Annotated in this window: 23 protein-coding genes; 7 read left to right on the forward strand and 16 right to left on the reverse strand. The window is 60.5% G+C overall.

All coding sequences use genetic code 11. From position 1 onward, the window contains the following. Positions 1-3: 3 nt before the first annotated feature. Positions 4-339: a DUF1641 domain-containing protein gene (locus tag ACM6I0_RS29910; protein WP_414923983.1), complete on the forward strand. Its 336-nt coding sequence runs from the start codon at positions 4-6 to the stop codon at positions 337-339. A gap of 21 nt (positions 340-360) precedes the next feature. Then, positions 361-1,179: a methyltransferase domain-containing protein gene (locus tag ACM6I0_RS29915; RefSeq protein ID WP_414923956.1), complete on the forward strand. Its 819-nt coding sequence runs from the start codon at positions 361-363 to the stop codon at positions 1,177-1,179. 74 nt (positions 1,180-1,253) lie between these two features. Here ACM6I0_RS29915 and pcaC read toward each other — a convergent pair whose 3' ends face one another. The 11 genes from pcaC to pcaR form a co-directional block, all read right to left on the reverse strand. Then, positions 1,254-1,646 carry a 4-carboxymuconolactone decarboxylase gene (gene pcaC / locus ACM6I0_RS29920; RefSeq protein WP_008147336.1) on the reverse strand — a complete coding sequence of 131 codons (393 nt, stop codon included), beginning with the start codon at positions 1,644-1,646 and terminating at the stop codon, positions 1,254-1,256. 10 nt (positions 1,647-1,656) lie between these two features. Continuing rightward, entirely contained in the window at positions 1,657-2,448 is a 792-nt protein-coding gene (gene pcaD / locus ACM6I0_RS29925) for a 3-oxoadipate enol-lactonase (protein WP_414923957.1), read from the reverse strand. A gap of 11 nt (positions 2,449-2,459) precedes the next feature. Continuing rightward, on the reverse strand, positions 2,460-3,824 hold the full coding sequence (locus ACM6I0_RS29930; protein WP_414923958.1) for a 3-carboxy-cis,cis-muconate cycloisomerase: 1,365 nt from the start codon (positions 3,822-3,824) through the stop codon (positions 2,460-2,462). A gap of 45 nt (positions 3,825-3,869) precedes the next feature. Next, on the reverse strand, positions 3,870-5,174 hold the full coding sequence (locus tag ACM6I0_RS29935; protein WP_285430177.1) for an MFS family transporter: 1,305 nt from the start codon (positions 5,172-5,174) through the stop codon (positions 3,870-3,872). A gap of 128 nt (positions 5,175-5,302) precedes the next feature. Beyond that, on the reverse strand, positions 5,303-5,869 hold the full coding sequence (pcaG, locus tag ACM6I0_RS29940) for a protocatechuate 3,4-dioxygenase subunit alpha (protein WP_414923959.1): 567 nt from the start codon (positions 5,867-5,869) through the stop codon (positions 5,303-5,305). A 1-nt stretch (position 5,870) separates the two neighbouring features. Further along, a complete protein-coding gene (gene pcaH, locus ACM6I0_RS29945) occupies positions 5,871-6,575 on the reverse strand; it encodes a protocatechuate 3,4-dioxygenase subunit beta (protein WP_285430179.1) in 705 nt (234 codons plus the stop codon). A gap of 36 nt (positions 6,576-6,611) precedes the next feature. Continuing rightward, positions 6,612-7,817 (reverse strand): 3-oxoadipyl-CoA thiolase, encoded by a 1,206-nt coding sequence (gene pcaF / locus ACM6I0_RS29950; protein WP_414923960.1) that lies wholly within the window; start codon positions 7,815-7,817, stop codon positions 6,612-6,614. After that, entirely contained in the window at positions 7,814-8,593 is a 780-nt protein-coding gene (locus tag ACM6I0_RS29955) for a CoA-transferase subunit beta (RefSeq protein WP_017336838.1), read from the reverse strand. The genes pcaF and ACM6I0_RS29955 overlap by 4 nt, the downstream gene beginning before the upstream one ends. Continuing rightward, complete coding sequence (locus ACM6I0_RS29960; RefSeq protein WP_007947285.1) at positions 8,593-9,450, reverse strand: CoA transferase subunit A; 858 nt, start codon at positions 9,448-9,450, stop codon at positions 8,593-8,595. Before ACM6I0_RS29960 ends, ACM6I0_RS29955 begins: the two co-directional genes overlap by 1 nt. Before the next feature lie 305 nt (positions 9,451-9,755). Continuing rightward, positions 9,756-11,102, reverse strand: coding sequence for an MFS transporter (locus ACM6I0_RS29965; protein WP_414923961.1), 1,347 nt, complete (start codon positions 11,100-11,102; stop codon positions 9,756-9,758). 139 nt (positions 11,103-11,241) lie between these two features. After that, a complete protein-coding gene (gene pcaR, locus ACM6I0_RS29970) occupies positions 11,242-12,084 on the reverse strand; it encodes a pca regulon transcriptional regulator PcaR (protein WP_010462552.1) in 843 nt (280 codons plus the stop codon). Between the two features lie 677 nt (positions 12,085-12,761). Between pcaR and ACM6I0_RS29975 the strand changes: the two genes are divergently transcribed. Then, complete coding sequence (locus ACM6I0_RS29975; protein ID WP_007935837.1) at positions 12,762-12,962, forward strand: hypothetical protein; 201 nt, start codon at positions 12,762-12,764, stop codon at positions 12,960-12,962. Between the two features lie 378 nt (positions 12,963-13,340). Beyond that, complete coding sequence (locus ACM6I0_RS29980) at positions 13,341-14,816, forward strand: inorganic phosphate transporter (protein WP_285430184.1); 1,476 nt, start codon at positions 13,341-13,343, stop codon at positions 14,814-14,816. 1,106 nt (positions 14,817-15,922) lie between these two features. Here ACM6I0_RS29980 and ccoM read toward each other — a convergent pair. The 3 genes from ccoM to ACM6I0_RS29995 form a co-directional block, all read right to left on the reverse strand. Next, positions 15,923-16,036: a cytochrome c oxidase subunit CcoM gene (ccoM, locus tag ACM6I0_RS29985; RefSeq protein ID WP_010462558.1), complete on the reverse strand. Its 114-nt coding sequence runs from the start codon at positions 16,034-16,036 to the stop codon at positions 15,923-15,925. 144 nt (positions 16,037-16,180) lie between these two features. Beyond that, a complete protein-coding gene (locus ACM6I0_RS29990) occupies positions 16,181-16,342 on the reverse strand; it encodes a hypothetical protein (RefSeq protein ID WP_007935839.1) in 162 nt (53 codons plus the stop codon). A gap of 72 nt (positions 16,343-16,414) precedes the next feature. Beyond that, complete coding sequence (locus ACM6I0_RS29995; RefSeq protein ID WP_090180963.1) at positions 16,415-16,756, reverse strand: aspartate-semialdehyde dehydrogenase; 342 nt, start codon at positions 16,754-16,756, stop codon at positions 16,415-16,417. A gap of 218 nt (positions 16,757-16,974) precedes the next feature. Here ACM6I0_RS29995 and rapA point away from each other — a divergent pair, with 218 nt between their 5' ends. After that, positions 16,975-19,821: an RNA polymerase-associated protein RapA gene (gene rapA / locus ACM6I0_RS30000; RefSeq protein WP_285430188.1), complete on the forward strand. Its 2,847-nt coding sequence runs from the start codon at positions 16,975-16,977 to the stop codon at positions 19,819-19,821. A 195-nt stretch (positions 19,822-20,016) separates the two neighbouring features. On the opposite strand, the gene ACM6I0_RS30005 is transcribed toward rapA, so the two are convergent. Further along, entirely contained in the window at positions 20,017-21,366 is a 1,350-nt protein-coding gene (locus tag ACM6I0_RS30005) for a spinster family MFS transporter (protein ID WP_285430190.1), read from the reverse strand. A gap of 281 nt (positions 21,367-21,647) precedes the next feature. Here ACM6I0_RS30005 and ACM6I0_RS30010 point away from each other — a divergent pair, with 281 nt between their 5' ends. Then, positions 21,648-22,013, forward strand: coding sequence for a YkgJ family cysteine cluster protein (locus ACM6I0_RS30010; RefSeq protein WP_414923962.1), 366 nt, complete (start codon positions 21,648-21,650; stop codon positions 22,011-22,013). A gap of 147 nt (positions 22,014-22,160) precedes the next feature. Then, complete coding sequence (locus ACM6I0_RS30015; RefSeq protein WP_414923963.1) at positions 22,161-24,443, forward strand: putative bifunctional diguanylate cyclase/phosphodiesterase; 2,283 nt, start codon at positions 22,161-22,163, stop codon at positions 24,441-24,443. Here ACM6I0_RS30015 and ACM6I0_RS30020 read toward each other — a convergent pair. Next, a complete protein-coding gene (locus tag ACM6I0_RS30020) occupies positions 24,334-25,230 on the reverse strand; it encodes an NAD(P)-dependent oxidoreductase (protein ID WP_414923964.1) in 897 nt (298 codons plus the stop codon). The genes ACM6I0_RS30015 and ACM6I0_RS30020 overlap by 110 nt on opposite strands. Positions 25,231-25,255 lie beyond the last annotated feature (25 nt).

The raw sequence follows: 25,255 nt of genomic DNA on the forward strand, positions 1-25,255 counted from the left end.
GTGATGGAAGTAGCCAATGAGTCCGCACTGATGGCGAAGCTCAAACCACTGATTGACAGTGGTCGGGTAGACAACCTGATAGACCTGCTGTCGCTGGTCAGCGACATCGTCGATTTGCTGGACGCCCCGATGGTGGAAAAACTGGCTCAGCTTTTCGAGAACGCCACAGCGGCCACCTGGACTGTCAGCAACGCCGTGCGTGCGGCAAAAGCCGACAGTGCAGAAAACGAGCAGCCCCCCGGCTTTTATCAACTGCTGAAACTGTTGCGCGAGCCCGATACGCGAAGAGGTGTGGGGTTTTTACTTAAAACCCTCAACGTCATTGGAAGACAACTTTGAATCGCCAGAGAGGACAACCTCATGAGCACCGACCTGCAGCCAACATGCAATGCCAAAACCGACTGGGACGCCAAGGCCTACCAGCAATTCTCAAGGCTTCGACAACGGCCGGTTAACGAGCTGCTCGACCGTGTCGAACTCCAACACCCCACACGCATTTATGACCTGGGTTGTGGCACTGGCATTGCCACGCAAGTACTGGCCAAGCGTTGGCCCCGCGCGCACCTCATGGGTGTCGACTGTTCGGAGCAAATGCTTCAGGAAGCCAAGTGTTTACCGATCAAGGCGCACTGGAAGCAGTGCGATCTACAAACCTGGCAACCAGAGCAACCTGCCGATCTGCTCTTTGCCGCCGCTGTGCTGCATTTCATCGGCGATCACGAACACCTGCTGCCGCGCCTGCTGGGTTATCTCAATCCGGACGGTTGTCTGGCGGCGCACATGCCCGACTGGCGGGACGCGGTGTGGTATCAGCTGATGCTGGACACCCTTGACGATGGCGGCCCCGAGGGCAAACCGCTGGGCACGCTGCAACTGCGCGAGGCCCTGGCTGCGCGGCCGTTACTGTCGTTGGAAAGTTATCACCGGTTGCTCTCGCCCATCACCCGTACGCTGGATATCTGGGAGACCGAACAGTTGCAGGTCGTTGACGGCAAGTCGCCGATCTATGACTGGATCAAGGTGTCAGCTTTGCGGTCGGTGATGCATGCGTTGAAGGATAACGAACAGGCGCGATTCATTTACCACTTCATGATGCGGGTGCATGCGCATTACCCGCATGAGAGCGATGGGCGCACGCTGTTTCCGTTCAAGCGGATTTTCATTGTCGCTACGGTTTGACTCTTAGCATTGATGCAAGCTGACGGGCCGCCTTCCGACGAAGGCGGCAGGTCAAGCAACATAAATCCCAATGATCACTCCCGAGACTCGACTCCCAGCTCATCCCACACCGACTCAGCCAAATGGAACGTCGCATTGGCCGCCGGAATCCCGCAGTAGATCGCGCTCTGCATGATCACTTCCTTGATCTCGCCTCGCGTCACGCCGTTGTTGGCGGCGGCGCGCAGGTGCAACTTGAGCTCTTCGTTGCGGTTCATGCCGATCAGCATGGCAATCGTGATGAGGCTGCGGGTGTGGCGCGGCAGGCCCGGACGGGTCCAGATGTCGCCCCACGCGTGGCGGGTGATCATCTCCTGGAACTCCGAGTTGAACTCGGTCAGGGCGTTCAGGCTGCGGTCGACGTGGGCATCGCCCAACACCGCGCGACGAACTTTCAGGCCTTCGTCGTAACGTTGTTTCTCGTCCAAAAGAAAATCCTCAGTGGCCTGCCAGAAATGCCAACACCCGCACGCTGAAAGCGTCGCCGGCCTGGACGTTGGACAAGTGCGCAGCGTAGAACTCGGCGTACTCGGCGCCCTGCACGTGCTCCTGAATGAAGTGCCCGCCGGACGGCGGCGTGACCGCGTCTTCGGTGCCGGCGATGACCAGCATCGGCACCTTGATCGAGGACAACTGGTCACGGAAATCGGCGTCGCGCACCGCGGCGCAATTGGCCGCATAACCTTCAGGCGAGGTGGCCGCGAGCATGTCGGTGATCTGCTTCGCCACCGCTGGATTGGCTTGGGCAAAATCCGCGGTGAACCAGCGCGCAATCGACGCATCACGCAACGCGACCATCGCGGCCGGACCGTCACGCAATACGGTTTCGATCCGTGGGTTCCACACCGACGGATCGCCGATTTTCGCGGCGGTGTTGCACACCACCAGTTTATGCAGGCGTTCGCCGGCATTGATCCCCAGCCACTGGCCGATCAAACCGCCCATCGACAACCCACAGAAATGTGCGCGCTCAATGTTCAGCGCATCCAGCAGCGCCAGCACGTCATGCCCCAGTTGCTCGATGCTGTACGGCCCCGGCGTCACCAGCGATTGGCCATGCCCGCGAGTGTCGAAACGCAGCACACGAAAATGCTCGGCGAACGCCGCCATTTGCGCGTCCCACATGTGCAGGTTGGTGCCCAGAGAGTTGGACAACACCAGTACGGGCGCGTCTACCGGCCCTTGAATTTGGTAGTGCAGTTCGCCATCGGCGAGTTGTACGAAAGCCACAGCAGTCTCCTTCAGGCAGTCAATGCGGAATGTTCAGCCACCGCTCGCTCGACCCAGGTATGGGCCTGGCCGAGGTAGTTGGCGGGGTCCATCAGACGATCCAGTTCAGCGGCAGAAAGCTGCGCGGTCACTTGCGGTTCCTCGCCCAGTACTGCGCGCAGATGACACTGTTGCGCCACGGCGCGTTTGCAGCACTGTTCCAGCAAATGGTGTGCAGTATCGCGGCCGACCCGCTGGGCCAGGACGATGCTCACCGCTTCGGCGAGCACCAGGCCCTGGGTCAGGTCGAGGTTGCGGGCCATGCGCTCGGCGTCCACTTCCAGAGCATCGGCCACCAGCAACGCCTGTTTCAGGCTGCCCGACACCAGGCAGCAAATCTCCGGCAGGGTTTCCCACTCGGCATGCCACAGGCCCAGGCTGCGCTCGTGTTCCTGAGGCATCGCGCTGAACAAGGTCGAGAGCAAACCGGGTACGCGAGTGGCCGCGCCGATCAGCACCGCCGCGCCCACGGGGTTGCGTTTGTGCGGCATGGTCGAGGAACCGCCCTTGCCCGGCGCCGCGGGTTCGAACACCTCCCCCGCTTCGGTCTGCATCAACAGGCTGATGTCACGGCCGAGCTTGCCGAGGCTGCCGGCGATCAAACCCAGCACCGCGCCGAACTCCACCAGCCGATCACGCTGGGTGTGCCAGGGTTGCTCCGGCAACGTCAGTTGCAGCTCACCGGCCAAGGCTTCGGCAATCGGCATCGCCTGGTCGCCGAGGGCCGCGAGGGTCCCGGAAGCGCCGCCGAATTGCAGCACCAACAGGCGCGGCTTGAGTTCTTGCAGTCGTTGTCGGCTGCGGCTGACAGCGCCCAGCCAGCCGGCGATTTTCATGCCTAGGGTGACGGGCGTCGCGTGTTGTAACCAGGTGCGGCCAGCCAGCGGTGTGGCGACGTAGCGCAACGCTTGGGTCGCCAACGTTTCGCCCAGCTGCGCCAGGTCTCGTTCGATCAACGCCAGTGCCTGGCGCAGTTGCAACACCAGACCGGTGTCCATGACGTCCTGACTGGTGGCGCCCAGATGCACGTAACGCTCGGCCTCGGCATCGCTGGCGGCAACTTGCTTGCCCAATGCCTTGACCAGCGGAATCGCCGAATTACCGGCCGTGGCAATCGCCTCGCCCAGTGCGGCAAAATCATAAAACCCGGCCTGACAGGCCGCTTCAATAGGCGCGACAGCGGTGTGCGGAATCAAGCCGACTTGTGCTTGCGCTCGCGCCAATGCCGCTTCGACATCAAGCATGGCCTGAACCCGGCCTTGATCGCAGAACACTTCACGCATGTCGCGGGCAGTGAAATAGGCATCGAACAATTGATTGCCCGGTCGCTGGTTCATAAACAATCCCTGAAGGCGTGGGCCGATGTGGCCCACGCGGATAGATCAAAGGTCGTGGTGCAGGTATTTGGCCTGTTTCGGTAAGCGCAGGCTGAACAGGAACGCCACCGCCATCATCACCGTCACGTACCAGTAGAAGGAGTTTTCCATGCCGCCGGCCTTGAGGCTCAGGGCCACGTACTCCGCCGAACCGCCGAAGATCGCGTTGGCCACCGCGTACGCCAGACCGACACCCAGCGCGCGCACTTCGGGCGGGAACATCTCGGCTTTTACCAGGCCACTGATAGAGGTGTAGAAACTGACGATCGCCAGCGCTACGGTAATCAGCACAAAGGCCAGGAACGGGCTGCTGACACTTTTCAGGCTAAGCAGGATCGGCACGGTGAACAGCGTCCCGAGGGCGCCGAACCAGAGCATGGAATTACGACGGCCGATCTTGTCCGCGAGCATGCCAAACAGCGGCTGCATGCACATATAAAGGAACAGCGCGCCGGTCATGATGTAGCTGGCGGTCTTGGCCTGCATGCCGGCGGTGTTCACCAGGTACTTCTGCATGTACGTCGTGAAGGTGTAGAAAATCAGCGAGCCACCGGCGGTGTAACCGAGCACGGTGATAAAGGCTGCCTTGTGATCGCGGAACAACGCGGCGATGCTGCCGGCGTCCTTGTTTTCACGCATTTCCTTGCTGGTGGTTTCCTTCAGCGAACGACGCAGGAACAGCGAAATCAGGGCCGCCGCCGCACCGACCACAAACGGGATCCGCCAGCCGTAGGCACGCAAGTCATCTTCGGTGAGGAACTGTTGCAGGATCACCACCAGCGACACCGCCAACAGTTGGCCGCCAATCAGCGTCACGTACTGGAACGAGGCGAAGAACCCGCGCTGGCCCTTGAGGGCCACTTCACTCATGTAAGTTGCGGTGGTGCCGTACTCGCCGCCCACCGACAGGCCCTGGAGCAAGCGCGCGAACAACAGCAGGATCGGTGCCCAGACGCCGATGTCCTTGTAGGTCGGCAGGCAAGCGACAAGCAACGAACCGAAGCACATCATCAGAATCGAGATCAGCATCGAATTCTTGCGCCCGTGCTTATCCGCCACCCGGCCGAAAATCCAGCCGCCGATGGGCCGCATCAGGAACCCGGCGGCGAACACGCCCGCCGTGTTGACCAGCTGCACCGTCGGGTTATCGGACGGGAAAAAGGCCGGGGCGAAATAGATCGCGCAAAAGGCATACACGTAGAAGTCGAACCATTCCACGAGGTTGCCGGACGAGGCACCGACAATGGCGAAGATCCGCTTGCTGCGCTCTTCGCCGGTGTAATGAACGGGGGTAGCCGTGGGTGTTGTCATTGTTTTTTTACTCAATGGGGACAGTGAGAGTCTAGACATACTTCGCAACAGTCCCGTTCCGCAGATAGATCAGCAACACATTTCCCCTGTGGGAGCGAGCTTGCTCCCACAGGGGTTGCGGTGATCAATCAATAATCGAAGAACACCGTCTCGGCGTCGGTGCCCTGCAAGATCACGTTCCACTGGTAAACACCGCTCGCATCTTGCTTCGCCAGCAACGTGCCGCGGCGGTCAGCCGGCACACATTCGAGCAGCGGATCAGCCACATTGGCCGGTTCGCCGTCAAAATAAATCCGCGTCAGCAGGTGCTTGACCAACCCGCGAGCAAACACCAGCACAACCAGATGCGGCGCCTGAGTCGAGCCCTTCAGCCCCTCCACGGTTCCAGGCTTGATCGTGGTGAAACGAAAGCGCCCTTCAGCATCCACCGGCACCCGGCCAAAGCCTTCAAAGTTGGGGTCCAGGGGTTTGTCCTGATCGTCTTCCGGGTGGTCATACTTGCCGGCAGCATTGGCCTGCCAGATTTCCAGCATCGCGTCGTTGACGATATCGCCATTGCCATCGATGACTTGCCCGGTGATCGCCACGCGCTCGCCCAGGGTCTGTTCGACGGTCAGGTTTTCGCGGTTCAGCCAAGTCAGGCCGATGTGGTAGTAAGGTCCGACGGTGTGGGACGTAGTCGCAGTCAGCGTCATCTTATTTCTCCATCGGCGTGGCATCGCGGCCGCGCAAGACGATGTCCCAGCGATAACCGAGGGCATAGGAAGGGATGGTTTTTTCCAGGTCGAAACTGGCGATCAAGCGCTCTTTGGCGCTGGTGTCGGGCACGCAGTTATAGATCGGGTCGTAAGCCAGCAGCGGGTCACCCGGAAAATACATTTGCGTGACCAGACGCGTCAGGATGCTCGGTCCGAACAGCGAGAAATGGATGTGCGCCGGGCGCCAGGCATTGTGGTGGTTGCCCCACGGGTAGGCACCGGGCTTGATGGTCTGGAATTGATACCAGCCATCGGCGTCGGTCACGGTGCGGCCAGTCCCGGTGAAGTTCGGGTCCAGCGGCGCATCGTGCAGGTCGCGGTCGTGGTTGTAGCGGCCGGCGGCATTGGCCTGCCAGATCTCCACCAGAATCCCCGGCACGGGAAGACCGTTTTCATCCAGCACACGGCCATGAATGATGATGCGTTCACCCAAGGGCTCGCCCTTGTGTTGGGACGTCAGGTCGTTGTCCTTCTCGTTGACGCGCTCTGCACCGACTGTCGGGCCGGTGATTTCCGACAGCGAATGGGGCAAGAACACCAACGGCTTGGACGGCGAGCGACGGTTGGTGGATTGATAGGCCGGGTGCAGGTAATCAGGCTGAGTGCCTTCCTGCGGACGGCGGTAACCAGGCTTGTCAGTCATTTCGCTTTCCTCTGTTCTTATTGTCACTGCTGCGCGTCAGACGCGTTCGATCGCCAAGGCCAGACCTTGGCCGACGCCGACGCACATGGTCGCCAGACCTTTCTTGCCACCGGTTTTTTCCAACTGATGCAACGCGGTCAGCACCAGGCGCGCACCGCTCATGCCCAGTGGATGGCCCAGAGCAATGGCGCCACCGTTCGGGTTGACCTGCGGCGCGTCATCCGCCAGCCCCAGTTCGCGCAGCACCGCCAGGCCCTGGCTGGCGAACGCTTCGTTGAGTTCGATCACGTCGAAATCGCTGACGGCCACACCGAGGCGTTCGGTCAGTTTGCGCACCGCCGGGACCGGGCCGATGCCCATGACCCGAGGCGCTACGCCGGCGCTCGCCATGCCCAGCACTTTGGCGCGAGCAGTCAGGCCGTGTTTTTTCACTGCTTCCGCCGACGCCAGGATCAGCGCTGCGGCACCATCGTTCACACCCGATGCGTTACCGGCAGTGACCGTTTTATCGGGACCATTGACCGGTTTCAGTTTGGCCAGGGTTTCCAGGGTGGTGTCGGCGCGCGGATGCTCATCCTGACTGACGACGGTTTCCCCTTTCTTGTGGGCAATTCGCACTTCAACGATTTCTTCAGCGAAAAATCCTGCAGCTTGCGCGGCGGCTGTCCGTTGCTGGCTGCGCAACGCGAAAGCGTCCTGATCTTCACGGGACACTTGGTAATCGTCAGCCACGTTGTCGGCGGTCTGCGGCATCGCATCGACACCGTATTGGGCTTTCATCAACGGATTGATGAAACGCCAGCCGATGGTGGTGTCTTCCAGCTTCATGTTGCGCGAGAACGCCGCATCAGCCTTGCCCATCACGAACGGCGCGCGGGACATCGATTCGACGCCACCGGCAATCGCCAACTCCATTTCACCGCTGGCGATGGCGCGGAACGCGGTGCCGATGGCATCCATCCCGGAAGCGCAGAGACGGTTGAGGGTCACGCCCGGAATGGTTTCCGGCAGCCCCGCCAACAGCAGCGCCATACGCGCCACGTTGCGGTTGTCTTCACCGGCCTGGTTAGCGCAGCCGAGGAACACTTCGTCGACCGCGTTCCAGTCCACCGACGGATTGCGCTCCATCAGCGCCTTGATCGGCACAGCGGCGAGGTCGTCGGCGCGCACCGCCGCGAGGCCACCGCCGAAACGGCCGATGGGGGTGCGAATCGCGTCGCAGATATAAACGTCACGCATCACGCTTCTCCGGGTGCTTGGCCGTGGGCGGCGGCTGTGCGGGCTTCCAGATCCCTGAGCGCCTTCAATTCGACCTCGGTCGGCTCGGCGGTGTTTTCCACCGTCTCGGCGAAGCGAATCGCCCAGCCGGTGGCGGCGGTCACTTGCTCGCGGGTCACGCCCGGGTGCAGTGCGGTGACCACGAATTCATGGGTGCCGGCTTCCGGTTCCATGATGCACAGGTCGGTAATGATGCCGACTGGGCCAGCGCCCGGCAGGCCGAGACGCTTGCGTGAATCACCGCCCTCGCCGTGGCCGACCGACGTAATGAAGTCGAGTTTGTCGACGAAGGAACGCGCCGACTGCTTGAGAATGATCAGCACGCTTTTGGCCGAACCGGCGATCTCCGGCGCACCGCCAGCACCCGGCAGGCGGACTTTCGGTGCGTGGTAATCGCCAACCACAGTGGTGTTGATGTTGCCGAAGCGGTCAACTTGCGCGGCGCCGAGGAAACCGACGTCAATGCGCCCGCCCTGCAACCAATAGCGAAAAATCTCACCGGTCGGGACGACCGTGTCGGCGGTTTCCGCCAATTCGCCGTCGCCGATCGACAGCGGCAGTACGCTTGGCTTGGCACCAATCGGACCCGATTCGTAGATCAGGACGACATCCGGCGAAGAGGTCAGGCGCGCCAGGTTGGCCGCTTTCGATGGCAAGCCGATGCCGACGAAGCACACTGAACCGTTTTTCAGGCGGCGGGCGGCGGCGACGGTCATCATTTCATTGGTGGTGTAAGTCATTACTTGGCCTCCGAAGCAGCGGCCAGCTTGGCCTGGAACTCGCTGAAGTCAGCGCAGCCGTGGATGTATTCGTTGATCCACGCGGTGAAGGTTTCACGGTCGCGGGCAATCGGGTCCCAAGCCTGGTAGAAACGGTTGTCGCGCTCGTTGTACCCATGGGCGTAGGACGGATGCGCACCGCCAGGGACGTGGCAGACCGCGCTCAAGGCCCAGGTCGGCAGCACACAGGAGTTCATCGGTGCGTTGAGGTCGTCAACGATTTCTTCAACGGTCACGATGCAACGCTTGGCGGCCAGCGCAGCTTCTTTCTGCACACCGAGAATGCCCCACAACAGCACGTTGCCTTTGCGGTCGGCTTTCTGTGCGTGGATCACGGTGATGTCCGGGCGCACCGAAGGTACGGCGGCCAACACTTCACCGGTGAATGGGCAGGTCACGGTTTTGATCAGCGGGTTGACCTTCGGCAGGTCGGAGCCGGCGTAGGCCCGCAGCACCGCGAATGGCAGGCCGGAGGCACCCGCGACGTAGGCATTGGCCAGGTCGGCGTGGCTGTGCTCTTCGATTTCCAGCGCATGCGGCCACTGCTTCTCGACCGCATCACGCAGACGGTGCAGCGAGCCGACGCCCGGGTTGCCGCCCCAGGAGAAAATCAGCTTGCGAGCACAACCGGCGCCGATCAACTGGTCGTAGATCAGGTCAGGCGTCATTCGTACCAGCGTCAGATCTTTCTTGCCCTGACGAATGATTTCATGACCCGCCGCCGTAGGGATCAGGTGAGTGAAGCCTTCGAGCGCGACAGTATCGCCGTCGTTAACGAATTGCTTCACCGCGTCGTGCAGCGAAAGGATTTCAGCCATGGGGCAGGCTCCCGTTTTTTATTAACCGACAGTGGAAGAAAAAGGCGCGATGCGCTGCGCCGGAATGACTGAAGATTAAGCCTGCGCAAAACGCCAAACAATCCGATAATCGACTGAGTGTTCGTTTATCGAACAGATTGTTGTTTGGCTACCGATCGTCGACTTGAGCGTTCCCACTCTGCGTGGGAATGCAGCCCGGGACGCTCAGCGTCCCAAAAGCGGACGCAGAGCGCCCATTTGAGGCATTCCCACGCGGACGGTTCGACGCCTCGACGTGGGAACGATCAGGTAACGCTCATATACCGTCAGGTCGCATCCGCATGACTGACCATGCCCTTGATCACCACGGCGGTGGTCGCCACGGCTGCGGGAATCACCAGCGCCGTCAGCACTTGCTCGAAATTCCAGCCCAGGCCCAGCAACGTCGCGCCCATCCAGGCCCCGAGGATCGCGCCGAAACGACCAATCCCCAGCATCCACGAGACGCCGGTCGCCCGCCCTTGCGTCGGGTAAAACCGCGCCGCCAGCGAAGGCATCGCCGACTGCGCGCCGTTGACGCACATCCCGGCCACCAGTACCAAGGTCGCCAGGAGCGTGATGTTGCCCAGGCTCTGCCCTACCGCGTAGGCAAACACCCCGGCCAGCAGGTAGAAAATGCCGATGACCTTGTGCGGATTGAACCGGTCCATCGCCCATCCCACACCCACGGCGCTCAACACGCCGCCAAACTGGAACAACGCACCAATGAAAGCTGCTTGCTCCATGCTCGCGCCGCTGTCACGCATCAGCGTCGGCAGCCAGCTGGTCAACAGGTAAACGATCACCAGACCCATGAAGTAGGTCAGCCACAGCAACAAGGTGCCGGTGCTGTAGGTGCCGGAGAAGATCACCGCGAACACGTTGCGCGCCTTCACGGTTTTTTGTTCCGGCACGCTGAAACTCGAGGCCTGAGCGACGACGGTCGGATCAATGGGAGCCAGGGTCTTGCGCACTTTGTCGGTGCCGCGATTGCGCACGACCAGGTAACGCGCCGATTCCGGCAACCAGAACAGCAATACGACGGCGAGGATCAGCGGCAGAATCCCGCCGATCAACAGCAGGCTGTGCCAGCCGAATGCAGGAATCAGTTTGGCCGAGATAAACCCGCCGCCGGCCATGCCGAGGTTGAAGCCACAGAACATGCTGGTCACCAGCAGGGATTTTTTGCGCTCCGGGGTGTATTCCGACAGCAACGTCGTGGCGTTTGGCATGCCGGCGCCCAGACCCAGGCCCGTCAGGAATCGCAGCACTAGCAATTGATCAACGTTAGTGCTGTAGGCCGACGCCAGGCTGAAGATGCCGAACAGCAATACCGCGCCGACCAGTACGACTTTTCGCCCGAAGCGGTCAGCCAACGGGCCGGAGCCCAGTGCGCCAAAGACCATGCCGATCAACGCGGCACTCATCACCGGGCCGAGACTGGCGCGGTCGATGCCCCAATCCTGGGACAGGGCCGGCGCGATGAAGCCCATCGCCGCCGTGTCGAGGCCATCGAGAAAGACAATCAGAAAACACAGGATCACCACTCGCCACTGGTAGCGCGAAATGGGTTGAGCATTGATGAAGGACTGCACGTCGAGGCAGTTTCCTACAGCAGACTGAGGCTGGTTCATTATTTTTATTCCACGCAAGAACGCAGTCGGACAGGTGCCAGCCAAGGCTGGCGCTGCCGCGACAGTAATGATCCCGGGGAAAGAGCGTCAATTCGATAAACGCGACTCTGTGCGTTTATCGAACAGCTTAGAAGAAGGCTCAGGCAAACAGTTGCGCGCTGAGGTCGCGACTGGCGCTCAGCAAACCAGGCAGGAAACGTTGCTCCAGTTCATTGCGGCTGACCCGTCCGGCGTGGGTGCTGACGTTCAGCGCGGCCACGACCTGACCAGATGCGTCGTACACCGGAACCGCAATGGAACGCAGGCCTTGCTCCAGTTCCTGATCGACAATGCACCAGCCTTGCTGCCGCACTTCTTGCAGGCATTCGAGCAACGCCTCAGGGGTGTGCAAGGTTCGGCTGGTCTTGGCCTGGAATTCGGCATGGTCGAGGTATTCGCGCAGCGAAGTGTCGTCCAGCGCAGCGAGAAGAATCCTGCCCATGGACGTGCAATAGGCCGGCAATCTCCCCCCCACCGACAGGTCCACGGAAATCAGGCGCTGGGTAGTGGCCGAGCGCGCGATGTACAAAATGTCGTCGCCCTCCAGCGTCGCCATGTTGCAAGCCTCGTGAAGCTGTTCACTCATGCGGTCCAGATATGGCTGGGCGGACACCGCCAGTGGCGTGGAGGATAAATAGGCATGACCCAGCGTCAGCACCTTGGGCAGCAGCGAATAGGTGCGACCGTCAGTAGTGGCATAGCCGAGTTTGATCAGGGTATGCAGGCAACGTCGCACAGCAGCGCGGGGAATTTCCGTGCGGTGACTGATCTGGGCAATCGTCAGGTGTCGCTTGCGCTCCTGGAACGCTTGCACCACTGCGAGTCCCCGGGCCAGGGACGTCATGAAATCCGGGTCGCCGGTCAGGGCCTGGATGCGCTTGGCGGGCGAGGCCACGATTGGCGGTGCCACTGAAGCGAAGGAGTTGCGCATTTGATCGTTCATATCGGGTCCTTTCCTACATCAGCGGCTATTACAAGCGGCTACCGGTTCTGCACACAAGCCATCGGCCGCCAAGATTGGGCGATTATCGAACCATCGACCGATAATCGCAATCGACCACAAGCAATGCCTGCCCGGCGTGCGCCCTGATGTTAACGTCGACACTAGATGTTTTTATTCTTGTTGGATCGCGGACTTTAAGGTGCGATGTAATTGGCGTAACTTGCTCGACTTTATGGCGCCAGAAAGACATCGGTGCCAAGTGACTTCAACGACGGGTAGTTGCCGCAAAAGTTGCCAGTAACAAAACAATCACACACGGTGAACTACTTTTAACTCCGAGGAGATAGTGTTCTTCGGTTCGACCGCTATAATGGATCTCAGTGGTGACCGGTTTTTACGTGCCGACTCCGCCACTCGACAGCCCGGTACTCTACCGTCGCTGCCCGCAGCAAACGCTTGACGCTCATTTCATATGCTCGACCAACGCGCGCGCTGAAACAGGTAACTGATGCTACGTCAGCTGTTTTTCTCTGGTGCCGTGGCCGCCTGCAACATGGAAGTATTGTTCACCTGCCGTAAAACGATGCCTTGTCCGGCATGGCCTTTCGGCAAGTGTGGTCAATAGATCCACGCAGCGCGTTTCACCAGAATTTATCTCAACTCATACAGGTAGCACTGTGACGAAAGACGAACTGCGCGCGGAACTTGAGCGCCAGGAACAACGTTACAAGGAAGTTTACGGCGGGGAAGTCACCACCTACGCCGCTCAGCCCGAACCCGAGCGCAAGCCTTGGCGTAAACGCGCCACCGTTCAGGATCAGGCGTTCACCCAGGAATTGCAAAAGATGGAAAAGGAACTCAAAGCCGAAGAGCCATGATTGCCTCGGCCTGAATACTTCCAAGGGGTCTGCATCTGCACCTGTTAAAAGCAGGTTGTACGGATGGTGCCTTTCGCGCCCGCTACAAGCGGGCAGCGGCCACCTCACCCATCGGTTGAGGCAAATGGCGCATGCCTGACCCTCTTTTCAGCTATTTCACACAAGCGTTCAAGCCTCTCGACTTTCCGAGCGAAACCCTTGTGGCTGTGGCCTTTCCTCAATAATTCAACGACTTGCAAAACCCCGAAAAAAGCTGGGTCATAAGCTATCAGCGCAAACTAATTCATTGAAGAATGTTACCGATGAGCAGCAAGTGCATCGATTAGCAGTCTTTTCTGGCATAATCGCGCCCCCTTATGACCGGGTCAGAAAACCTTCATGATCGATTTATTCAGCGGACTAGATGCTTGGGTGCTTGTGAGCCTCTTGCTCGCCCTGGCCTTTGTCCTCGCCTTCGAGTTCATCAACGGCTTTCATGACACCGCTAACGCGGTGGCCACTGTTATCTACACCAAAGCCATGCCGCCTCATCTGGCGGTGTTCTTTTCCGGTGTGTTCAACTTCCTCGGCGTGCTGCTGGGCGGCGTTGGCGTGGCGTATGCCATCGTCCACCTGCTGCCGGTAGAACTGCTGATCAATGTGAACACCGGTCACGGACTGGCCATGGTGTTCTCGTTGCTCGCCGCCGCCATCACCTGGAACCTGGGCACTTGGTACTTCGGTATCCCCGCCTCCAGCTCCCACACCCTGATCGGTTCGATCCTCGGTGTCGGCCTGGCGAACGCCTTAATCAACGATATTCCGTTGGCCGATGGCGTGAACTGGCAGAAGGCGATCGATATCGGTGCTTCCCTGGTGTTCTCGCCGTTGGCAGGTTTCATCGTCGCCGCGCTGGTGCTGATCGCCCTTAAATGGTGGCGTCCCCTGTCCAAGATGCACAAGACACCGGACCAGCGCCGCAAGCTCGACGACAAGAAGCACCCACCGTTCTGGAACCGCCTGGTACTGGTGATCTCGGCCATGGCCGTGAGCTTCGTGCACGGTTCCAACGACGGTCAGAAAGGTATCGGCCTGATCATGCTGGTACTGATCGGTATCGTGCCGGCGCAGTTTGTACTCGACCTGAGCAGCACGACTTACCAGATCGAGCGCACCCGCGATGCGACCTTGCACCTGAGCCAGTTCTACAAACGCAACTCTGACACCTTGGGCGAGTTCCTGGCGCTGGGCAAAAGCGTGGAAGGCGATCTGCCGGAGAAATTCCGTTGCAACCCGCAACAGACCGAACCGACCATCACTGCCCTGCTCGGCACCCTTAAAGGTGTAGCGGACTACCATTCGCTGCCATCGGAAAGCCGCATCGAAGTGCGTCGCTACCTGCTCTGCCTGGACGACACCGCGAAGAAAGTCAGCAAATTGCCTACCCTGGCAGCCCGTGAAAAAGCTGACCTGGACAAACTGCGCAAAGACCTGACCACCACCACCGAATACGCCCCATTCTGGGTGATTCTGGCCGTCGCCCTGGCCCTCGGCCTCGGGACCATGGTGGGCTGGAAACGCGTGGTACTGACCATCGGCGAGAAGATCGGCAAGCAAGGCATGACATATGCCCAAGGCATGTCGGCACAAATCACCACCGCGTGCATGATCGGCCTGGCGAACATCTTCAGCCTGCCGGTCTCCACCACCCACGTCCTGTCCTCCGGCGTCGCCGGCACCATGGTCGCCAACAAAAGCGGCCTGCAAGGCGGCACCGTCAAAACCATCCTGCTGGCCTGGGTTCTGACCCTGCCAGCAACAGTGGCCCTGTCGGCCGGCCTGTTCTGGCTGGCCTCGAAGGCACTGGGCAGCTGATATATAGCTGCAACGAAAAGGCGCGCACCGTGAGGTTCGCGCCTTTTTAATGCCTGCAATTCGGCCTCAGTGATCTACTGAAAGCGACGGGCTAGACGCGAGGCCCCATCGTCGGAACACCGCCCAGAGCAAGCCCGCTCCCACAGGGTTCGATGTACATCAGCAGGAGATTAGTCGGTTGGCGGGACGTCATCGCTGGCAGGCCAGCTCCCACAGTGGAACGGGCACACCTGAAAGAGACTGGTCGGCTGTCAGACCGCCATCGCGGGCAAGCCCGCTCCCACAGGGTTCGATGCACACTGCAAGAATCTGGTCGGCTGTCAGGCCGCCATCGCCAGCAGGCTAGCTAGCTAGCTCCCACAATAAAAACCGAAGTACACCGCCCGCTCTTCACCACTCAACAGGCCGAGCGGTAGCTCGCCTGCAGCTCTTGATCTTGATCCGCCCGTCCCTTTGGAACGCGGAGCGTCCCGGGCTGCATTCCCACGCGGAGCGTAGGGAACGATCAGTGGGGTAGCTGGAAGAGAATGGTCGGCTGGCAGGGCTTCATCGCTGGCAGGCCAGCTCCCACAGGGTTCGATGCACACCTGCAAGAGACTGGTCGGCTACCAGGCCGCCATCGCTAGCAGGCTAGCTCCCACAATAAAAACCGAGGTACACCGCCCGCCCCTCACCACTCAATAGGCCGAGCGGTAGCTCGCCTGCAGCTCTTGATCTTGATCCACCCGCCCCTTCGGCAGGCTGAGTGGAGGCGTTCATCTGGGGGGTAGGCGCGTAGCGCCGTTCGACGAAGTCGAACACATCGAGAGGAGGTCGAAGCGAAGCCGACCGGAGGCGATGCCCCCAGATGAATGCCGGAGCGAAGGAACACCGAGCCTAAGCGAGGGGCCGCACGCCGGGGCAAGCCTTTTTGGGTACTTTTTTGGCGTTTGAAAAAAGTGCCTCGCCGTAAGGGCGAAACCGCCAGCCGCCGTTACCGCAGCAACGGATATACACCCCGGTCAACCCAAAACATGGTCGGCCCAAAGGCCGCCACTACAAACAAAAAAAAAAGGGCAACCGAAGTCGCCCAAAATGCCTTGCGTGCTCATTACACCCAGAAAGACCTACGGCTTACGCTTATGCGAATCCTTCCAGATAAAAAATCCAAACCCTGCAAAAAACAGAACCATGAGGCCAACTGTCAGCACTCCGGCGATCACCACGTTATCGAAAAACATGACGTCCCTCCTGCACCTGCCCTGTTGCGATAGGGCTAAGTTAACCAATCAGACAGAAGAGAAAATTGACCGGGATCAATGTCGCCCAAGACAGGGCTTAAAGAAGGGAAAATAACTGACCTGCATCAACCGACGCTGGGTACTTCAACGCTTTTTCGGTTTGTTCTTCGGCTTTTTCTTGGCTTTGCCCAACGGCATCGCCTGCTCAAACGCCTGACGCACTTCATTCAGACGCTTTTCATTAAGGTCATGAACCCGCTTAGCGCGTTCAGAATTAAGATCAATCAACTTGTCATCTTGGCTCATGGTGCTCAATACATCGTTCGGCAGGTTTGTCGCAATAATGCCGCCTGGCGCCAGCGCTGACCAGCCGCAACCTCAAATCTGAATATCGACCCACAACCCCTGACGCGGCTGATCTTCCATCAACGGCGCCACCGGCACAGTATTGTCGGCATTGAGCTCATCACCGGGAACCGCCAGATGCTCCTGCGGATCCTCGTCAGCCTCACGACGTCGCCGGTCGCGCTCAAGTTTGCGGCGCTGCTCCTCGCGCAGCTGAAAAGCCGCCTCTTCGGGATCGCGCTGTTGCAGGTCGATCGTGCTTTCGTTGGAGCTTTCCTGCACCGGCACGACAGGCGGAATATCCGGGCGCTGACGGATAGGGTCGTGCTGTGAGGTGATCGGCACGGCACTCAAGGGGAGCATCGGTGGCAGCATAATTAGTAGTCTCCTGTCAGCAGGCTGTCGGCTGAGCGGATGGCGACTTGAGCCATCGGTCGCAAAGTGTGACCGGTTTGGCACGGATTGGTGCCCGAACCGGCACACGCTGCATCATTGGACTAACGTAAGTCTGCGAGTATTTATGAGAGTCCTTTGGCCCTGAAGCCCTCATTCCGTTAAGATAGCCCGCTTTTTCAAGGTGGGAGTCAGGCAGCATGGCGCAGCAGTATCAACCGGGGCAACGCTGGATCAGTGACAGCGAAGCCGAGCTGGGTTTAGGCACCGTTCTGGCACAGGACGGCCGCTTGTTGACCGTGCTCTATCCGGCCACTGGCGACACTCGCCAGTACGCGCTACGGAATGCGCCCCTCACCCGAGTGCGATTTTCGCCGGGCGATTCGATCACTCACTTCGAAGGCTGGAAACTGACGGTCCAGGAAGTCGACGACGTCGACGGCCTGCTGGTCTACCACGGCCTCAATGCGCAAAACGAAGTGGTTACCCTGCCGGAAACCCAACTGTCGAACTTCATTCAGTTCCGTCTGGCCAGCGACCGCCTGTTCGCCGGGCAGATCGACCCGCTGGCCTGGTTCTCCCTGCGTTATCACACCCTGGAACACACCAGCCGCCAATTGCAGTCCTCGCTGTGGGGACTGGGTGGCGTGCGTGCGCAACCGATCGCGCACCAGCTGCACATCGCCCGTGAAGTCGCCGACCGCATTGCTCCACGGGTATTGCTGGCCGACGAAGTGGGCTTGGGTAAAACCATCGAAGCCGGTCTGGTGATCCATCGCCAACTGCTCTCGGGCCGCGCCAACCGCGTGCTGATCCTGGTTCCTGAGAACCTGCAGCACCAGTGGCTGGTCGAGATGCGCCGCCGTTTCAACCTGCAAGTCGCGCTGTTCGACGAAGAACGCTTCATCGAAAGCGATGCCGCCAACCCGTTCGAAGACACGCAGCTCGCGCTGGTGGCTCTGGAGTGGCTGGTAGAAGACGAGAAAGCCCAGGACGCACTGTTTGCCGCCGGTTGGGACCTGATGGTCGTCGACGAAGCGCACCACCTGGTGTGGCACGAAGACAAGGCCAGCCCTGAATATTCGTTGGTCGAGCAACTGGCCGAAGTCATTCCCGGCGTGCTGCTGCTGACCGCGACCCCGGAACAACTGGGCCAGGACAGCCACTTCGCCCGTCTGCGCCTGCTTGACCCGAACCGCTTCCATGACCTGCACGCCTTCCGCGCCGAGAGCGAAAACTATCGCCCCGTGGCCGAGGCCGTTCAGGAGCTGCTGGACAAGGGGCGCCTGTCGCCTGAAGCGCACAAGACCATTCACGGTTTCCTCGGCAACGAAGGCGAAGCCTTGCTGACCGCGGTGAACGATGGCGACACCGAAGCCAGCGCCCGCCTGGTCCGCGAATTGCTGGACCGCCACGGCACTGGCCGCGTGCTGTTTCGCAACACTCGCGCCGCCGTGCAGGGTTTCCCGGAGCGCAAGCTGCACCCGTACCCGCTGCCATGCCCGGACGAATACCTCGAACTGCCGTTGGGCGATCACGCCGAGTTGTACCCGGAAGTCAGCTTCCAGGCCCAGCCGGACGCCAACGAAGAAGAACGCTGGTGGAAATTCGACCCGCGTGTCGAGTGGCTGATCGATACGCTGAAAATGCTCAAACGCACCAAAGTGCTGGTGATCTGCGCCCACGCCGAAACCGCCATGGACCTGGAAGACGCCCTGCGCGTGCGTTCCGGTATTCCGGCGACAGTGTTCCACGAAGGCATGAACATCCTCGAGCGTGACCGCGCCGCCGCCTACTTCGCCGATGAAGAATTTGGCGCGCAAGTACTGATCTGCTCGGAAATTGGCAGTGAAGGTCGCAACTTCCAGTTCTCGCACCACCTGGTGCTGTTCGATCTGCCGTCCCACCCGGATCTGCTGGAGCAGCGTATCGGGCGTCTGGACCGGATCGGCCAGAAGCACATCATCGAACTGCACGTGCCGTACCTGGAAACTAGCCCGCAAGAGCGCCTGTTCCAGTGGTATCACGAAGCGCTGAACGCTTTCCTCAACACCTGCCCGACCGGCAACGCCTTGCAGCATCAGTTCGGCCCGCGCCTGCTGCCGCTGCTGGAAAACGCCGACGACGGCGAGTGGCAAGCGCTGATCGACGAAGCCCGCGGCGAGCGTGAGCGTCTGGAAGCCGAACTGCACACCGGCCGTGACCGCCTGCTGGAACTCAACTCCGGCGGCGCGGGCGAAGGTGACGCGCTGGTCGAGGACATCCTCGAGCAAGACGACCAGTTCACCCTGCCGATCTACATGGAAACCCTGTTCGATGCCTTCGGTATCGACAGCGAAGACCACTCGGAAAACGCGCTGATCCTCAAGCCGAGCGAAAAAATGCTCGACGCCAGCTTCCCGCTGGGCGACGACGAAGGCGTGACTATCACCTACGACCGCAACCAGGCGCTGTCTCGCGAAGACATGCAGTTCATCACCTGGGAACACCCGATGGTGCAGGGTGGCATGGACCTGGTGTTGTCCGGTTCCATGGGCAACACCGCCGTGGCGCTGATCAAAAACAAGGCGCTGAAACCCGGCACCGTGTTGCTGGAACTGCTCTACGTCAGCGAAGTGGTTGCGCCGCGCTCGCTGCAACTGGGCCGTTACCTGCCGCCGGCGGCCCTGCGCTGCTTGCTGGATGCCAATGGCAACGACCTGTCGGCCCGGGTGTCGTTCGAGACCTTGAACGATCAACTGGAAAGCGTGCCGCGTGCCAGCGCCAACAAGTTCATTCAGGCCCAGCGCGATCAGCTGACGCCGCGGATCAACGCCGGCGAAGAGAAAATCTTCCCGCGTCACGCCGAGCGGGTTGCCGAAGCGCAACGTCGCCTGGCAGCCGATACCGACGAAGAACTGGCGCGCCTGACCGCGTTGCAAGCGGTCAACCCGACTGTGCGCGACAGTGAACTGGTCGCCCTGCGCAAACAGCGCGAGCAAGGGCTGGCCATGCTCGACAAGGCGGCGCTGCGACTGGAAGCGATCCGGGTGTTAGTGGCGGGTTAAGCCCCCTGCTCCACCGTTAAAAAGAAGGCCCGCAGCGATGCGGGCCTTTTTTTTGTCTGCTTGATGATCGTTCCCACGCTCTGCGTGGGAATGCCTCAAGGGACGCTCCGCGTTCCAGCTCTCGAAAGGGACGCAGAGCGTCCCGGGCTGCATTCCCACGCAGAGCGTGGGAACGATCAATTCCTGTGATGGCGATTAAGCAGTCACCGCAGAACCCACAGGCTCAACCACCGCCACCAAACCTTCTTTCATCCGCTTGGCATCCCTGACAAAACACCGCGACGCCAAGAACAGAAACACCATGGTGAAAAACAGCGCCACCGGGATCAAGTACATCGCGTCGTGCAAGCCCACGGCCTTGAACGCCTCGGTCATCTGTTCGGCACCGGCGGCGAACATCGCGGTATGCGCAAAGTGGTCGGACAGGCCACCCACCACCACCGGTCCCAAGCCACCGCCCAGCAAGTACAAGCCAGCAAAGAACAGCGCCATCGCCGTGGCCCGCAAACGGGGTTCGACCACGTCCTGAATCGCCGTGTAGACGCAGGTGTAGAAGTTGTAGGCAAACAGCCAGCCCAGGCTGAACACCGCCACAAACGCCCCGATCTCGATCCGCCCGGCATGCAGCGCCCAAGCGGTGCACACGGTCGAAACGATCAGGCTGAATGCTGCAAACAGCAGTCGCCCATTGGCCACCCGCTGGTGAATCTTGTCGGCCACCCAGCCACCGAGCGTCAGGCCGAACAAGCCGGTCACGCCGACAATTACGCCGGTCGCCACCGCCGCTTCCTGCAACGGCATCAGGAAATAGCGCTGCAACATCGGCACCAGGAACGAGTTACAGGCATAGGTCGCAAAGTTGAAGCACAGCCCGGCCAACACCAGCCACAGGAAAGTCGGGACCGCCAGCACTCGACGAATCGGCCGGTCGACACGTTCCTGGGACACCTGCACGCTTTCCGCGGCACCGCGTTTAGGCTCTTTAATGAAGAACATGAAGATCGCCAGGATCAGCCCCGGCACTGCGGCGATGAAGAACGGCGCACGCCAGCTGTCGAATGCCTTGACCATCGCGCCAATGGTAAAAAACGCCAGCAGCAGACCCAATGGCAGGCCGAGCATGAAAATGCCCATCGCCCGTGCCCGGCGGTGCGCCGGAAACAGGTCGCCGATCAGCGAATTGGCCGCCGGTGCGTAACTGGCTTCGCCGATCCCGATGCCCATGCGCACGATCAGGAAGGCCCAGAAATTGCCCACCAGCCCGTTGACCGCCGTCAGGCCGCTCCAGACCGCCAGCCCCCAACCCATCAATTTGCTGCGCGAACCGGTATCGGCCATCCGCCCCAGCGGCAGGCCGGCAATGGCATAAACGAGGGTGAATGCCGTTCCGATGATCCCCAACTGAAAGTCGCTGAGGTGCCACTCCATGCGGATCGGTTCGATGATGATGGCGGGAATGGTGCGATCGAAGAAGTTGAACAGGTTCGCGAGGAACAGCAGGAACAGAATGCGCCAGGCATTCGCCGCTTGGGTCGAGTTCTGCATGGGTCCGTCTCTTTTTATTGTTGTTGGGGCTTTCACTGTCCCCGGAGCCCTCAATCTAGTCAGGCCCGCCTGAGCTGTCTGTCATTATTCGCAAGGCTGATATCAGCCCATGGCAACCGAACCCGTCCAACCACCACAAGCCGCTGTGGGAGCGGTGTTTTTTCTTACCCGACCGGTTGCTGCAAAATACCTCTGCGCCCCCCTTCACAAGCTCAAGGCGAAGCCTAGAATAGCGACCTTGCTGCCCCACCGTTCCCCCTATCCCTCTTTGACTATCGCCCATGTCCGAAGCCAGTCCGTGTCTGAATTGTGGTGCCTGTTGTTCCCATTTTCGCGTGTCCTTTTTCTGGGGTGAATGCGCCTCGTCCGGAGGAACGGTGCCTGACGACCTTGTCGCGCCGATCAGTCCCAGCCGTGTGGCGATGCTCGGCACGGACTGCAAACCCACGCGCTGCGTCGCCCTGGCAGGGGAAGTCGGCAGCACCGTGAAATGCTCGATTTACGATCAGCGTTCCAGCACCTGCCGCGAGTTCGATGCCTCCTGGGCCAATGGCGAAGCGAACGTAGACTGTGACGCGGCGCGGGCTGCGTTCGGGTTGCCCGCCCTGCAGCCTGAATTTCCGGTGCCTTACGAGCAGATCGCCTGAGGCTTAGTACTGACAGCAATAAAGCTCATTCCAAAATCATCGGCATCAATGTGCCACTACCGCTTGCACTCCTTGTATGGCCTCTATACTCCAACGAACCAACCAACGTTCATGGTGTCGGCAGGCTGATCAATACGGGGCGAACGGATGCAGTGGCCTGATGTGTATTTCACTACCCAGCTGCCAGAAAGCGGTCAGGTCATTCTCAATTGCACACATAACCCACTCCTGGTGTTGCTGGCCTACGTGGTTGCGTGCGCGGCCGGATTTGCCACCCTGGGCATCACCGAACGGATCGGTCATACCGAAAAGTCCACCTCCCAACGCATCTGGCGCTGGGTCGGTGCCGGGTGCCTGGCGGGCGGCATCTGGGCCATGCATTTCATCAGCATGCTGGCGTTCCAGGCGCCGATCGAAATCCACTACCAGCTCCCCGTCACCCTGATTTCGTTGCTGTTTGCACTGAGCGCCTCGTGGCTGGCGATGCAAACCCTCAGCCATGCTCATCTGAGTGTCTGGCAACACGTGCGGGCGGCGGTGTGGATCGGCCTTGGCATCGCAACCATGCAATACGTGGGCATGGCCGCGATGCGCTCGGCGGCGACGGCCTATTACGACCCGACGTTATTCGCCCTCTCCATCGTGATCGCCATCGGCGCCAGCCTGGCCGCGTTGCTGATTTCCAGGCACCTGCGCGAGGGCTGCGGCGTGGTTCATCAACTGCTCAAATACACCGCCAGCCTGGTGCTCGGCGCCGGCATCGTCAGCATGCATTTCACCAGCATGGCGGCGCTCAAACTGGTGCTTCCCGAAGGCAGCCTCCAGCCGCTGCCCAACGAAAACAATCATCTGCAATTGGGCGTGACGGTGGCGGTCATGATGTTGCTGATCATCGGCAGCAGCATCAGCGCCGCAATGGCCGACAAGAAACTTCAACACAAGGAAGGCGACCTGCAACGGGTCAATGCCCTGCTCAGTCAGCTCGATCAGGCGCGCCTGTCGCTGCAACAGGTGGCGCACTACGACGCACTGACCAACCTGATCAATCGCCGTGGTTTCAACCAGCTCTTCGCCGAAAAGCTGAGCGAAAAAACCAACGAAGGCGGGATGCTGGCGGTGATGTTTCTCGACATCGATCACTTCAAGCGGATCAACGACAGCCTTGGCCATGACGCCGGCGACCTGATGCTCAAGGTCCTGGCCAGCCACATCAAGAGCTCGGTACGCAGCCACGAAGATGTAGTCGCGCGTTTCGGCGGTGACGAATTTTGCATCCTCATCGGCCTGCATGACCCCGAAGAGGCGCGGCACATGGCCCAGCGCATCATGTTGAAGATGAAAGAGCCTATCGAGCTGGCCGGTCGCAACATGGTCATGACCACCAGCATCGGCATCAGCCTGTTCCCGCAAGACGGCAAGACGTGCGAAGAACTGCTGAAAAACGCCGATCTGGCGCTGTACCAATCCAAGGGCAACGGGCGCAACGGGCTGCATTTTTTCAGCCCGCACATGAAGGCTCGAGCCACGCTGGAACTGCAAGTCGAAGAAGAACTGCGGCACGCCCTGCGCAACGACGACGGATTACTGCTGTTTTACCAACCCATCTATGACCTGAAAACCGGCCAGGTGACCAAGCTCGAGGCGCTGATTCGCTGGCAACACCCGGTTCACGGGCTGCTGGCGCCGGATCGATTTATTGCCATTGCCGAGGCCAACGGCCTGATCGCCGAACTGGACAACTGGGTACTGCGCCAGGCTTGCGAGGACCTTGGCGAACTGTCGCGTCAGGGCTGTGAAGAACTGAAGATTGCCGTGAACTGCTCACCGCTGAACCTTGCGCGCGAAGACCTGGCCAATGAAATCGAACAGGCGCTGCGCATCTGCGGGGTCGCGCCGCAACGGCTGGAACTGGAGGTCACCGAGAACGCATTGATGGGCAATCTCACCGACACCCTGGCGCTGCTGCGCCAGATCCGTGCTCTCGGGGTCTCCCTGTCGATTGACGATTTCGGCACCGGCTATTCATCGCTGGCCTACCTCAAGCGCCTGCCGCTGAACACGCTCAAGATCGACCGCTCGTTCATCCAGGACATTCCCAGGGCGACCCAGGACATGGAAATCGTCCAGGCCATTATTGCCATGGCCCATACCCTGCATTTACAGGTGGTCACCGAGGGCGTCGAAACGTTCGAGCAATATGACTTTCTCGAACGCCAGGGCTGCGACTTCGTTCAGGGCTACCTGCTCAGCCGCCCGGTGCCACTGGCTGAATTGCATCCGGTGCTGAACGAAATCAATCAGCGCAAACACGCCTGCCCCGTCAGTCCTCTGACCCTGGCGCGCGGTACATTTGCACTAGCGTCGACGGATCTTTTTCCAAAAAACCCTGCGCCCCATGCAGGCGCATCAGTTGTGCAGCCAATCCGCTGATCGGCGTGGATGAGCCCTGTTCGCGGGAAAACTTCACAGCGGTGTCGAGGTCCTTGAGCAACGTGCGGACATGCCACTTCACGGGCTCGAAACGGCTCTCGGCCATTTGCGGGGCCAGGATCTGCAAGGGTCTGGAATCGGCGAAACCACCGGCCAGGGCTTCGGCGATCAGACCTGCGTCGACCCCGGAACGCTCGGCCAATGCCACCACTTCGGCGATCACCAGCGCGTTGCAGGCGACGATCATCTGGTTGCAGGCCTTGGTCACCTGCCCGGCGCCGACGCCGCCCATGTGCGTCACCTGTTGACCGAGGTTCAACAGGATCGGCTTGACCCGCTCAAGGTCCGCTGCCGCGCCGCCGACCATAATCGCCAGGCTGCCAGCCTCGGCACCGACCACGCCGCCGGACACCGGCGCATCCAGCCAATTCATGCCGCACTGGTCGGCAAGCGCCGAGGCCATTTCCCGCGTCGCGGTGGGCTCCAGACTGGAAAAATCCACCAGCAGTTGACCGCTTTTCGCCCCACTGGCGATGCCGCCGGGACCGAAAACCACCTCGCGCACCACCGACGTGTCCGCCAGGCACAGCATCACCACATCAGCGTGTTGGCACAGCTCGGCCGCTGTCGCCACTTGCCGGGCGCCGGCCTCGACCAAGGGCGCGCACTTGGCCGGATTGCGATTCCACACCGTCAGCGGATACCCCGCAGCCAACAGACGTCGGCACATGGGCAATCCCATCAGGCCGATTCCGGCGAACCCCAACGAAGGTTGCGTTGACATCATTTAGCCTCCTTTTGATTAAAGATCG

The organism is Pseudomonas sp. IT-P294 (assembly GCF_949767865.1).
GTDB lineage: Bacteria > Pseudomonadota > Gammaproteobacteria > Pseudomonadales > Pseudomonadaceae > Aquipseudomonas.